We start from the raw sequence: 12,787 nt of genomic DNA, 5'->3' as shown, positions 1-12,787 counted from the left end.
TGCTTTCAGGTCTAAATTCATAATCCTAACTGTCCTTGTCGGGAAAATAACGCCTTTTTCCAACATCGTGCCGGCGCAATATCTCGCGCAGGTCACTTAAGGCACGTTGAATGTGTTTTTCAATTCCCTTCTTGGTCAGGCCTGTTGCATGTGAAATGGCAGCATAGCTCATGCCCTGAACGCGGCTCATACGGAATATCCGCGCGCGTTTATCGGGAAGTTCGGCCATTGCTTCAATTACCCGGTCCAGCGTTTGCCGATGTTCCAGCCGCTGTTCAGCGGATGGCGACTGATCGGATATTTTCTCCAGCCGGGCTTCAAGGCCACTGCCACCATCCGCCCATTGCCGGGTAAACTGGCGTCTGTCGTGATCGCGGATCAGATTGATCAGAATGGTGGCCAACAAGGCATCGGGTTTTCCGACCTCGGCCCAGTCCAGTTGCATGGCACGGGCAAAACATTCCTGGACGAAATCCTCGGCATCTGTACGCGAACCGCACCGCTGATAGGCAAGCGCAAGCAACGCCTTGCGGCGCTTTGAAAACAGATTATGCAGCGGATCATGTGCAGACATGCCTGAGCTTGCGAAACCAACAGTGAAAAACAGAATGGTGCCGTTGGTAACAGCTTTGCCACAAAACAACAATGTAAATAATAATCATTATCATTATCATTATCGTTATGGATACATAGACGCGCACGTCACCTGGCAGGTCCCTATACCCGGTTCGTATGCGAATCTGGCGACGCGACGAATCATATTCGCAGTGACCCCTTCGCAACCGTTTTTCAACAGCGATTTGTATGGGTATTGTCCGGCAAAATTACGTTCTTTTATGTCGTAAAAACCTCCGTTTCATGCGGCTTTCAGACGTACTTTCGTCAAAAAATTCATAAAATTTAAAATCCTTCGCATCTGCAAAATCGCCCTACCGTCAATACCGATCCCATCCTTTATCACAACTCTTGAATATAAAACCGTGACACTTCAAGCACTTGCTTATGACCGGGCATCAGTTCCCCTGCTCGAAAACAGGATTTTCTTTGGTTGAATACGTGACAGGCAACCGTCCACGAGCAGTTCGCAGGGCCGAAAATTGATTTGTGTCATGGAACAGCAAGGCCAGTTTCCAATATTTTGCCTGCGGGATTTGAATAATCCCAAGTCTGCCAGGTCGAGCGTGCCGCCCCGGTAGATCCCCGCAGTACCGACTGGTTGATTGCCCCACAATCAATATGAGAGCAGCCGGTCTGTATCGCACGGCAAATGGTCAGGTCCCGATCATGGAATTATCTCGTACTCAATCATCAGCGCCCGAAAAGATGACGCCACAAAACGACGAAGCGCCGCTTGAGGACGATATCCCGCTTTATAAAGACCGCGAAAAGGTCTATCCGAAACGTGTTTCGGGCCATTTTCGTAACCTGAAATGGTTTGCGCTGATCACGCTTTTGACAATTTACTGGATCGTTCCGTGGTTGCGCTGGGACCGTGGGCCATCAGCACCGGATCAGGCGGTTTTGATCGATATGGATCTGGGCCGGGCGTATTTCTTCTTTATCGAAATATGGCCGCAGGAAGTTTATTACATTACCGGCATCCTGATCATGGCCGCAATCGGCCTGTTTTTGGCGACATCGCTTTATGGCCGTATCTGGTGTGGTTATGCCTGCCCGCAAACTGTATGGACCGACCTGTTCATGCTGGTTGAACGCTATATTCAGGGCGACCGCAATGCCCGTATGCGGCTGGATAAAGCCCCGTGGTCATTAGAAAAATTTGGCAAAATCGGCGGCACCCATCTGGCGTGGATTATTATTTCGCTGGTTACCGGGGGCGCATTTGTTCTGTATTTTAACGATGCACCAACCCTGATCGTCGACATTTTCACCGGCAATGCCAGCATGGCCGTTTACGTCACCATGGGATTTTTGACATTTTCGACCTATCTGCTGGCCGGTTGGGCCCGCGAACAGGTTTGCACCTATATGTGCCCGTGGCCGCGATTTCAGTCGGCCATGCTTGATGACGAATCAATGATTGTCACCTACGAGGCATGGCGCGGCGAACAGCGCGGGCCGATCAAACGCAAAAACCTTGTACGTGGTGAAGTTCCCGAAACCGGCCACTGCATTGATTGCCATGCCTGCGTCAATGTCTGCCCCACCGGGATCGATATTCGCGATGGATTGCAACTTGAATGCATTGGCTGCGGTTTGTGCATCGATGCCTGTAACGAAATGATGGACAAGGTTAGCTTCCCGCGCGACCTCGTGCGTTTCGACTCGGTCCAGAACTCGCAATTGCGCGCGCACGGCCAGGCTGCCAAAGTCCGCATTATTCGCCCGCGCACGATCTTTTATTCTGTGCTGCTGGTCGTTGTTGCCGGGGTGATGCTGGTTGGCCTGCTAAATCGCAGCACCATGGACGTTAACGTTCTGCGCGATCGCAACCCGCTTTATGTGCCGCTTTCAACGGGCGATGTCCGTAATGGCTATACGCTTAAGATTTTGAACAAGGAACAAAGCCAGCAAACCTATCTTCTTGATCTGTCGGGCGTAAATGCCACCGATTTCCAGATTATCGGTCAAAAACCAACGCCAGACGGTAAATTCTCGCTGACAGTTGCACCCGATCAGGTCGGCAGTTACCGGGTTTTCATTGCCGCCAGTCCGTCGAGCCTGCAAAGTGATGCCACACCGATTGATTTCATTGTGACCAACACCGATAGCGACGTTTCTGAAACCCATGACACCATCTTTGCCGGCCCGAAAAAATAAGGGTCGGCCCGCCAAAAAGGGCCGTCGAAATGACCACCACAACCAATACAACCTCGATCCCGGCTTCCTCGGGCCCGCGCAAATCGGACCGGTTGATACCGTGGTATTTCGTGGGCGGATTTGCCGTCATGCTGTTCGCCAATATCTGCCTGATCGTTTTTTCCCAAACCAGTTGGGTTGGCCTGGTCAGCGACCATGCCTTTGAAGATGGCAACACCTATAACGAAGCCCTTTCCGATGCGCGGGCCCAGGCAGAACTGGGCTGGCGTACCAAGGTAACGGTTGCCGGTGTTATCAACAACGAAGCCACCATCACAGTGCTGTTCCGTGACAAGGCACAGGAACCGATTTCAGGCGCAAAGATGGAAGCGGTTTTGATGCGTAATGACCGCGATGATATGGACGAAAAAATCATGCTGAGCGAAATCAGCCCCGGTGAATACCGTACCCGCGCCAACGTCCCTGTCTATGGAAACTGGAAATTGCGGATTGTTGCGCACGCGCAAAACCACGACTATCAGGTCGTCGAGGATGTACTGATCAAGCAATGAACGCGATTACCGCCTGCCGCCATTGTGGCGAGCCGGTGACTGCCAGCTCGCCGGCTGGACCTGACTTTTGCTGCACAGGATGCGAAGGTGCCTTTTCCCTGATTAACGATCTGGGCCTTCAATCCTATTATACCCGCCGCAGCGTTGATCCCAACATTCGCGCCCTTAAACCCGAAGATGACGGGCCGGGTGCCTTTGATTTCACCGACCTTGTCAGCACCGGCGAGAATGGCGAGTGCCATCTCGACATGATGATAGACGGGCTGCATTGTGCGGCCTGTGTGTGGTTGATCGAAACCATTTTGCAGCGCCAGCAACAGGTGGTGCAGGCCCGCATCAACATGACCACCCGGCGTTTACACCTGGCATGGGAAGGGCAACCGGCTGATATCGCCGGGCTGATCGCACCGGTATTCCAGATGGGATACCGGTTGATCCCGTTTGACCCGGAAACCCTTGAACGGGCAACCGACCAACGCAACCGCGAGCTTTTGCGGTGTCTGGCCGTGGCCGGGTTTGCAGCGGGCAACGTCATGCTGCTGTCGGTATCAATATGGGCGGGTTATATTCAGGGTATGGGCGAATTTACCCGCGACCTGTTCCACTGGTTTTCTGCCCTGATTGCGGTTCCTGCCGTTGCCTATGCCGGGCGGCCGTTTTTTCGCTCTGCCCTTGGCGCGTTGCGCCATGGCCGGGTCAATATGGATGTACCCATTACGCTGGCAGTATTGCTCGCCCTGGGCATGAGCCTGTTTGAAACCATGCGCGGGGCCGAACACGCCTATTTTGACAGTGCCATAACCTTGCTGTTTTTCCTGCTGATCGGGCGTTATCTGGACGGGCGAGCCCGCAGCCAGGCCCGCTCGGCCGCCGAACATATGCTGACCCTGCGCGCACGGTCCATCACCATCATAAACCCGGATGGAACACGCCGGGTTCTGGCACCGGAAAAGGCACAGCCTGGCATGGTTGTTCTAGTGGCCGCAGGCGAACGGGTGGGCATTGACGGTGACATTATTGAGGGCCAATCCGACATTGATACCAGCGTGATTAGCGGTGAAAGCCTGCCCAGTCCGGTCAATGTCGGCAGCCGGGTTTTTGCCGGCACCATGAATTTATCAGCACCGGTTCGGGTGCAAATCACCGCAACCGGTGACTCGACCCTGCTGGCCGAAATTGTTCGCCTGATGGAAAATGCCGAACAGGGCCGCGCCAAATATGTCGCCCTGGCCGACCGTGTTGCCCGCGCCTACGCCCCCGTGGTTCACAGTCTGGCGGCAATAACCTTTTTGGGCTGGTGGCTGATCGGTGGCATTGGCTGGCAAGACTCGTTAATGAACGCCATTGCGGTGCTGATTGTGACTTGCCCGTGCGCGCTGGCGTTGGCCGTGCCGGTGGTGCAAGTGCTGGCAACCGGGCGCCTGTTAAAGGCCGGCATTCTGGTTAAATCGGCCACAGCCCTGGAAAGGCTGACCAAAATTGACGGGGTTCTGTTTGATAAAACCGGCACGCTCACAACCGGGCACCCCGAACTGATCACAACACCGGACCATGACACCCTGAAACTTGCGGCTTCAATGGCCGCAAACAGCAACCACCCGCTGTCACGCGCCCTGGTACGGGCCGCGGGCGACACATTTGTTGCCGCCCGCGTAAGTGAACATCCGGGACAAGGCCTGTCGATGATGGTGCCCCAGGGGGAAATCCGCCTTGGCAGCCGCGAATTTTGCGGGGCCAATCATGCCATTTTACCGACAAACAATGAAAGCGGACCTGAAATATGGCTGGCAGAACCGGGCAAGGCAGCCACCCGGTTTGGCTTTCGCGATTTACCTCGCCCCGATGCCGCATCGACAATTGCAACATTACATGCTGAAAAAATCCCGGTGCTGTTATTGTCGGGCGACCGGGCCGATAATGTGCGCCAGCTTGCCAATGAACTTGATATCGCAAGCTGGCAGGCGGCCCTGTCCCCCGCCCAGAAAGTATCCGTCGTGGAGCAACGTGCCCTGGCCGGGCACCATGACCTGATGGTGGGCGACGGCATCAATGATGCCCCGGCCCTTGCCGCTGCCCATGCCTCGATGTCACCGGCAAGTGCTGCTGAAATCAGCCAGAATGCTGCCGATATCATCTTTCAGGGCGACCGGCTGGGGGCCGTGATAACGGCACTTGGGGTTGCCCGGATGGCTGATCGACTGGTGCGGCAAAATTTTTCGCTGTCTTTTGCCTATAATATTGTCACCATTCCCCTTGCCGTGGCGGGCATTGTTACTCCGCTGATTGCTGCAATTGCCATGTCCACATCCTCGCTGGTTGTCATTGCCAACGCCTTGCGTTTGAATTGGAAAAAACAGCCATGACCACAGAGAAAATATCATGAGCAACCTGCTGCTTTTAATCCCTATCGCATTATTTCTCGGACTTTTGGGCCTGGGTGCATTTTTATGGGCATTGAAGTCCGGGCAATTCGACGATATGGATGGTGCCGCAAACCGGATCCTGTTCGACGACGACGAAAACGTCGCCCCGAAAAACAACCCAGGACCAAAATGACGATGATGAAATGAATAGCTTGTATCCTTTCATCACAATCGTCTAAAGTAATTCCAGTTTGTGCGCGTATACACTGTACAGCCTCGGAGAAACAGATGGCGGTTCGTTCCCAGCTTTGTGAGGCCTGTGATATTCGGGACCTTACCTTTTGCTCTGCCTTACACGGTGAAGAACACACGCGCCTGCGTCAGTTGCTGACCCATGTTCAGTATGACAGCCACAGCACCATTTTTCATGAAGCTGAAGATGCCGACTATGTGTTCAATGTAACATCGGGTTCGGTGAAGCTTTACAAACTTCTAGGCGATGGCCGCCGCCAGATTACCGGCTTTCTGTTTGCCGGTGATTTTCTGGGTCTGGCGCTTAACCAGACTTACAGCTACACCGCCGAAGCCATCGAACCGGTAACAGCTTGTCGTTTTCCGCGGCAGAAACTGGAACGCCTGTTTGACGAATATCCGCGCCTTGAAAAACGCATGCTGGGCATGGCGGTTGACGAACTCGCTGCAGCACAGGACCAGATGCTGCTTTTGGGGCGCAAGACAGCCAAGGAAAAAGTCGCATCATTTTTGCTGATGCTGGCCCGCCGCCAGGAACATCGCGGTGTCGATGCCGATGCCATCGAAGTACCAATGAGCCGTTCTGATATTGCGGACTATCTGGGCCTGACCATTGAAACGGTATCGCGCACCCTGACGCAATTGCGCAAGGAATCGACCATTTCACTTAAAGACAACAAACATATTGAAGCCATTGGCATGGGAATGCTGGAAGACCTGGCAGAAGGGCTTTAAGGCCCTGTAAATGTTTGTTTATTTAAGGTCACGCCTGCAAACGGGAACCACCCCTGACCAAAGTGCATACGCAACTGCGAAAAAATATTTCGCGCCTGCTGTCATCCTATTGTAAACATGACTGCCCGTCCGGCGGAGACCGGGCTGCACATACCGGTAAACCCGGCGGAGAAACGTCATGAGCACCACCACCAATAAAAAGGGTCGGGTCACGGTTCCTGCCCTTCGTGCCCGCAAGGGCGGCGACCCGATTGTCTGCCTGACTGCCTATACCACGCCCATTGCCCAACGCCTGGATGCCCACTGCGACCTGCTTTTGGTTGGCGATTCCGTTGGCACAGTGGTGTACGGCATGGAAAACACACTGGCTGTAACGGTTGACATGATGGTCAACCACGGCAAGGCTGTGATGCGCGGCAGCAAAACGGCCTGTGTCGTTATTGACCTGCCCTTTGGCAGCTATCAGGAATCCAAAGAACAGGCATTTCGCACTGCAGCGCATATTCTGGCAGAAACCGGATGTGCGGCTGTTAAACTTGAAGGTGGCGCCGAACTGGCCGACACCATCGAATTTCTAACCCGGCGCGGCGTTCCCGTTATGGCCCATATCGGCCTGATGCCACAGCAGGTGAATACACTGGGTGGCTTCAAATCGCAGGGTCGCGACGAGGCAACAGCCAGCAAGGTTATGCTTGATGCCAAAGCCGTGGCAAAAGCCGGCGCGTTCAGTGTTGTTATTGAAGGCACGGTCGAAGCCGTTGCCCGTGCCATTACCGCCGAAATAGACATTCCCACCATCGGTATCGGGGCATCGGCGGCTTGCGATGGGCAAGTTCTGGTTACCGAAGACATGCTGGGCCTGTTTTCCGACTTCACGCCAAAATTTGTCAAACGTTATGCCAGTCTGGGCGACCAGGTGGCCGACGCAGCAGCCAGTTATGCCACCGATGTGCGCAACCGGAGCTTTCCGGCTGACGAGCATTGTTATGGCATGGCAAAACCGGGCAATTTACGCGCGGTAAAATAAGACAAGCGATTTTCAAGACATGAGCCTGCTTACAGTTCACACCGTCGCCGATCTGCGCGCCCAGGTTTCCAAATGGCGCGCAGAAGGCCTCAAAATTGCGCTTGTCCCCACGATGGGCGCCTTGCATGAAGGCCATATCAGCCTGACAAAGCTGGCCCGGAAATATGCTGACCGGGTGATCGTCAGTGTTTTTGTTAATCCAACCCAGTTTGGCCCAACCGAAGATTTTGCTGCTTACCCGCGCACCCTGCCCGACGACCAGGCAATTATGGATGAAGCGGGGGTCGAGTTATGTTTTGCCCCGACGGTGGAGGAAATGTATCCCACCGGCTTTGCCACCCGCCTGCATATCGATAAAATGACCGACATGCTGTGTGGTGCCTCGCGCCCCGGCCATTTTGACGGCATGGCACAAGTGGTTAGCAAATTGCTGCTGCAATCCCTGCCCGATGTCGCGCTGTTTGGCGAAAAGGATTACCAGCAATTAATGGTAATCAAGCGCTTTGTTACCGATCTCAACATTCCGGTATCGATCATCGGTGCGCCGATCCATCGGGAAAATGACGGATTGGCGATGTCATCGCGCAACCGCTATCTCTCTGTTGATGAACGCCAAATCGCAACCACCCTGTTTGCGGTTCTATCGGAGATTGCCGCACGGGCCGCTAACGGTGATGCCATTGAACCGTTGCTGGAAACAGGGCGTCAACAAATTGCCGCTGCCGGGTTTTCCCCGATTGATTATCTGGAAATTCGCGATGCCGAAACTTTGGAACTGATGCAAGGGGTTGTAAACCGTCCGGCCCGGGTTTTTGTTGCAGCACGGCTGGGCAAAGCGCGCCTGATCGATAATCTGGCAATTAACCAGCCAGATTGCCCCGATACCTGACGATAGGGCGGCTTTTGCGACCGTCCGACAGGACGGACTCGCCGCGCCCCCTGCGCCATGAAGTCTTTATAGCGAAAAGCGCAGAAACCGGGCCTTTTACCTTGCTTTGGGCTTGACTCTTACCCGGCTCTCACTTAAACACCCCACAGCAAAGGTCATCCGTATGGTGACTCCCCCAGTCCTCGAGATTTCGAGCACTGGGCAAATTTTTTTTGTGCGCACATGGTGGAAACACCGGCAAACAGACGGGATATGGGATGTTTGAAGGACTTAGCGATCGGCTTGGCGGCGTTCTCGACAAACTGCGTAAACGCGGTGCGTTAAAGGAATCTGACGTCCGCGAAGCCATGCGCGAAGTTCGAGTCGCCCTGCTTGAGGCTGACGTCGCCCTTCCCGTTGTTAAAGATTTCATCAGCAAAGCGACCGAACGCGCCGTAGGCCAGGATGTTTTACGGTCGGTAACGCCGGGCCAGATGGTCGTCAAGATCGTCCATGATGAACTTAAAAACATGCTGGGCGATGGCGAAGAAATCAATCTTGCTGCCACCCCGCCGGTGCCGATTTTGATGGTTGGTTTGCAGGGGTCGGGTAAAACCACCAGTTCCGCCAAAATTGCCCTGCACCTGACCCAAAAGCGCAATAAAAAAGTCCTGCTGGCCTCGCTCGATATTTATCGCCCGGCCGCCCAGCAGCAGCTTAAAATTCTGGCCGATGCCAATGGCCTGCATGCCCTGCCGATCATTATGGGCGAAAAGCCGGTTGCGATTGCCAGGCGCGCCATGGATATGGGTCGCAAGGAAGGCTTTGATGCCGTGATCCTTGATACGGCGGGCCGCCTGCATATCGACATGGAACTGATGAGCGAAGTCGCCCAGGTCCGTGATGCGGTAAAGCCGACTGAAACCCTGCTGGTCACCGATGCCATGACCGGCCAGGATGCCGTGAACGTTGCCAAGGAATTTGCCGACAAGGTTGGCATTACCGGTATCGTTCTGACCCGTGTTGACGGCGATGCACGCGGTGGTGCGGCCCTGTCGATGCGTCAGATTACCGGTTGTCCGATCAAGATGCTGGGTGTTGGCGAAAAAATCGACGAGATGGAACCCTTCCATCCTGATCGTATCGCTGGCCGTATCCTGGGCATGGGCGACGTGGTTAGCCTGGTTGAACGTGCAGCCGAAACCATCGAGCGTGAAGACGCTGAAAAGATGGCCAAAAAGCTGCAGAAAGGCCAGTTCGACCTGAACGACCTTCTCGCGCAGCTTAAACAGCTTCAGAAAATGGGCGATCTTTCGGGCATCATGGGCATGTTGCCGGGCATGGGTGCGATGAAAAAGCAGATGGCCCAAACCAAGATCGACCCGAAACTGTTAAAACACCAGGAAGCAATCATTCAGTCGATGACCGTGAAAGAGCGCGAGAACCCCGCGCTGATCAAGGCATCGCGCAAGAAACGTATTGCAGCTGGTTGCGGCCTGAGTGTTCAGGACGTCAACAAACTTCTCAAACAGTACCAGACCATGGCGACGATGATTAAAAAGGTCGGCAAAATGGGCAAAAAGGGAATGTTTGGCAAAGGTATGCCCCAGATGGACCCATCCATGCTGGAAGGCGGGGATGCTGGAGATCTTCAGCTTCCCAAAGGTTTTCCCGGTATGGGCGGCGGTATGCCGAAACTTCCGGGATTGGGCGGCGGTGCATTGCCGCCGGGCTTTCCGGGGTTTGGTAAAAAGAAATAACCAGGCCCCCGGTTCGAAAGAACCACATCAAGCGGTCTCGCACGAACCTTGCTTAAAGGTTCATTCGAACCGGATCAAATTGGCCCTGCAAGGGGCCGTAACGTAAAGACTACTAAACCCGAGCTGAAAGGAACTTATCCGAATGGCTGTCAAGATTCGTCTCTCCCGTGGCGGTGCCAAAAAGCGTCCTTACTACCGCATCGTAGTTGCTGACGCCCGTGCGCCTCGCGACGGTAGCTTCATCGAAAAGGTCGGAACCTATGATCCGATGCTTCCGAAAGAAGCTGACAACCGCGTTACCTTCAAAGAAGAGCGCATTAAATACTGGCTTGGCGTTGGCGCCCAGCCGACCGAACGCGTTGCCCGTTTCCTGGGTAAAGCTGGTCTGGCTGATGCGTTCAAGCCGACCGAACAGCCCAAGAAGTCTGCTCCGAAGGCGAAAGCCCAGGAACGTCTTCGTGAAAAGGCTGAAAAAGAAGCTGCCGCTGCTGAAGCTGCTGCCGAAGCTGCTAGCGAATAATTGGCTGATCGTACGATCTGATCAGATACCAGGTAATTGTGAACTGACATGGCTGAGAACCGCAAATCCAAAAGCGATACAGATTTTGTCTGCATCGGCATGATCACGGCCCCTCACGGGGTGCGCGGTGCCGTGCGCGTCAAAAGCTATACCGTCGATCCGGATAATCTGGTTGGTTATGGCCCGTTATTTGATGCCAAAGGGAAACAGAAATTCAAACTGTCGCCCGTTGGCCACGTTCGTGACCAGTTGATCGCCAAGATCGATGGTGTCAATGACCGTGACGGTGCTGAACGACTGCGCGGAACCCGGCTTCATATTCCACGGGCGGCATTGCCGGACACGGAAACAGACGACGAATTCTATCTTGCCGATCTGGTCGGTCTGAAAGCGATCCATGTTGATGGATCTGTTTTTGGCACCGTCCGCGGCGTGGCTGACTTTGGGGCGGGCGATGTGATCGAAATCGCCCTGGAAGAAGGCCGGGGAAAAGTTGTTGTGTTGCCGTTTACCCGCGCAGTTGTGCCAGAAGTGGTTTTGTCGGAACGCAAGCTGGTGGTTAATCCGCCCGAGGGGCTGTTGCAGGAAGATGAAGGACCGGGCAATCGCCCGCGTCGCGCATCAAAATCACGCAACAACACCCAGGCCGACCGCGACTCCGAAGCCGTGACCGCAGATGCGGCAGGCGCGGAAACCGCGACCGGCAGCGGAAAGGAGGCCTGAGGATGCCCGTGTGGCAGGCCAAGGTCGCAACCCTGTTCCCGGAAATGTTTCCCGGTGCCGTCGGCCAGGCTTTGGCTGGCAAGGCATTGGAAAACGGGATCTGGTCGCTGGATGTCAAAGACATTCGCGACCATGCGACGGACCGCCACCGCACGGTTGACGATAATCCTTTCGGGGGTGGGGCCGGTATGGTCATGCGCCCCGATATCGTCGATGCCGCCCTGCGTGAACTTCGTGCTTCGGCACCGGAATTACCGCTGATTTATCTCAGCCCGCGGGGAAAGATGCTGAACCAGAAACGCTGCCGTGAACTGGCAGCGGGACCGGGTGTGATGCTGTTATGCGGTCGTTACGAAGGTATCGACCAACGTGTACTGGATGAACACCAGGTCGAGGAAATCAGCATTGGCGATTACATCCTTATGGGCGGCGAATTGCCGGCCATGGTCCTGATTGAATCGTGCATACGCCTGATCGAAGGAGTGGTGAATACCGCTGCTTCCGTCGATGAGGAAAGCTTTGAAACCGGGTTGCTGGAATATCCGCATTACACGCGCCCGGCCAATTGGAACGGGCGTGACGTGCCGGAAATTCTACTCTCCGGGCATCATGCCAAGATACAGGCCTGGCGGCTTGACCAGGCAGAAGAAATCACTCGTGAACGGCGTCCTGACCTTTGGGATCAGTATGTTGCCACGGGCCCAGCAAAGAGGGTTAAATCATGACCAATGCAATCATTCAGCAGATCGAAAAAGATCAGCTTGATAAAATCTCCGAAAAGCGCGCTGTGCCGGAATTTGATGCCGGTGACACCGTTCGCGTTCACCTGAAAGTTGTTGAAGGCACGCGTGAGCGTATTCAGCAGTTCGAAGGCGTTTGCATCGCGCGTAAAAACCGCGGCCTGAACTCTTCTTTCACCGTGCGTAAAATCGCATCGGGTGAAGGTGTTGAGCGTATTTTCCAGAACTATTCCCCGGCCATCGACAAAATCGAAGTCGTACGTCGTGGTGATGTTCGTCGTGCAAAGCTTTACTACCTGCGCGGCCGTACTGGTAAGTCGGCACGTATCGCCGAACAGACCAATGGTCACAAAGGCAAGCTGACTGCGGCTGAACGCAAGAAGTAAGCTGACCACCGGGCAACCGGACAGCACAAAACGGGTCCATTGCAAAATGGGCCCGTTTTTTTATGCCTGACCCTTATCTGC

The 12,787-nt window shown here is 54.6% G+C and carries 13 protein-coding genes; 12 read left to right on the top strand and 1 reads right to left on the bottom strand.

Annotated features, from left to right (window positions below):
* Positions 1-25: 25 nt before the first annotated feature.
* Entirely contained in the window at positions 26-574 is a 549-nt protein-coding gene (locus THS27_RS05145; protein WP_139835478.1) for an RNA polymerase sigma factor, read from the bottom strand.
* A gap of 710 nt (positions 575-1,284) precedes the next feature.
* Here THS27_RS05145 and ccoG point away from each other — a divergent pair.
* The 12 genes from ccoG to rplS all read left to right on the top strand — a co-directional run bounded on the left by ccoG (position 1,285) and on the right by rplS (position 12,706).
* Positions 1,285-2,781, top strand: coding sequence for a cytochrome c oxidase accessory protein CcoG (gene ccoG / locus THS27_RS05140; RefSeq protein WP_085588531.1), 1,497 nt, complete (start codon positions 1,285-1,287; stop codon positions 2,779-2,781).
* 29 nt (positions 2,782-2,810) lie between these two features.
* Positions 2,811-3,332 carry a FixH family protein gene (locus tag THS27_RS05135; RefSeq protein WP_085588529.1) on the top strand — a complete coding sequence of 174 codons (522 nt, stop codon included), beginning with the start codon at positions 2,811-2,813 and terminating at the stop codon, positions 3,330-3,332.
* Positions 3,329-5,695 carry a heavy metal translocating P-type ATPase metal-binding domain-containing protein gene (locus THS27_RS05130; RefSeq protein ID WP_085588527.1) on the top strand — a complete coding sequence of 789 codons (2,367 nt, stop codon included), beginning with the start codon at positions 3,329-3,331 and terminating at the stop codon, positions 5,693-5,695. Before THS27_RS05135 ends, THS27_RS05130 begins: the two co-directional genes overlap by 4 nt.
* Before the next feature lie 16 nt (positions 5,696-5,711).
* Positions 5,712-5,888 (top strand): cbb3-type cytochrome oxidase assembly protein CcoS, encoded by a 177-nt coding sequence (gene ccoS / locus THS27_RS05125; protein ID WP_085588525.1) that lies wholly within the window; start codon positions 5,712-5,714, stop codon positions 5,886-5,888.
* Positions 5,889-5,983: 95 nt separating this feature from the next.
* Positions 5,984-6,682, top strand: a complete 699-nt coding sequence (locus THS27_RS05120; RefSeq protein WP_085588523.1) for a cyclic nucleotide-binding domain-containing protein — start codon at positions 5,984-5,986, stop codon at positions 6,680-6,682.
* 178 nt (positions 6,683-6,860) lie between these two features.
* Positions 6,861-7,709: a 3-methyl-2-oxobutanoate hydroxymethyltransferase gene (gene panB / locus THS27_RS05115; RefSeq protein WP_085588521.1), complete on the top strand. Its 849-nt coding sequence runs from the start codon at positions 6,861-6,863 to the stop codon at positions 7,707-7,709.
* A gap of 19 nt (positions 7,710-7,728) precedes the next feature.
* Positions 7,729-8,598: a pantoate--beta-alanine ligase gene (panC, locus tag THS27_RS05110; protein ID WP_085588519.1), complete on the top strand. Its 870-nt coding sequence runs from the start codon at positions 7,729-7,731 to the stop codon at positions 8,596-8,598.
* A 257-nt stretch (positions 8,599-8,855) separates the two neighbouring features.
* Positions 8,856-10,337 carry a signal recognition particle protein gene (ffh, locus tag THS27_RS05105; RefSeq protein WP_085588517.1) on the top strand — a complete coding sequence of 494 codons (1,482 nt, stop codon included), beginning with the start codon at positions 8,856-8,858 and terminating at the stop codon, positions 10,335-10,337.
* Between the two features lie 142 nt (positions 10,338-10,479).
* Positions 10,480-10,857: a 30S ribosomal protein S16 gene (rpsP, locus tag THS27_RS05100; RefSeq protein WP_085588515.1), complete on the top strand. Its 378-nt coding sequence runs from the start codon at positions 10,480-10,482 to the stop codon at positions 10,855-10,857.
* A 48-nt stretch (positions 10,858-10,905) separates the two neighbouring features.
* Entirely contained in the window at positions 10,906-11,580 is a 675-nt protein-coding gene (gene rimM, locus THS27_RS05095) for a ribosome maturation factor RimM (protein ID WP_085588513.1), read from the top strand.
* 2 nt (positions 11,581-11,582) lie between these two features.
* Entirely contained in the window at positions 11,583-12,305 is a 723-nt protein-coding gene (gene trmD / locus THS27_RS05090) for a tRNA (guanosine(37)-N1)-methyltransferase TrmD (RefSeq protein ID WP_085588511.1), read from the top strand.
* Positions 12,302-12,706 carry a 50S ribosomal protein L19 gene (rplS, locus tag THS27_RS05085; RefSeq protein WP_085588509.1) on the top strand — a complete coding sequence of 135 codons (405 nt, stop codon included), beginning with the start codon at positions 12,302-12,304 and terminating at the stop codon, positions 12,704-12,706. The genes trmD and rplS overlap by 4 nt, the downstream gene beginning before the upstream one ends.
* Positions 12,707-12,787: the final 81 nt, after the last annotated feature.

The organism is Thalassospira sp. MCCC 1A01428 (assembly GCF_002115825.1).
GTDB lineage: Bacteria > Pseudomonadota > Alphaproteobacteria > Rhodospirillales > Thalassospiraceae > Thalassospira.
This window is presented reverse-complemented; position numbering and strand designations above follow the sequence as displayed.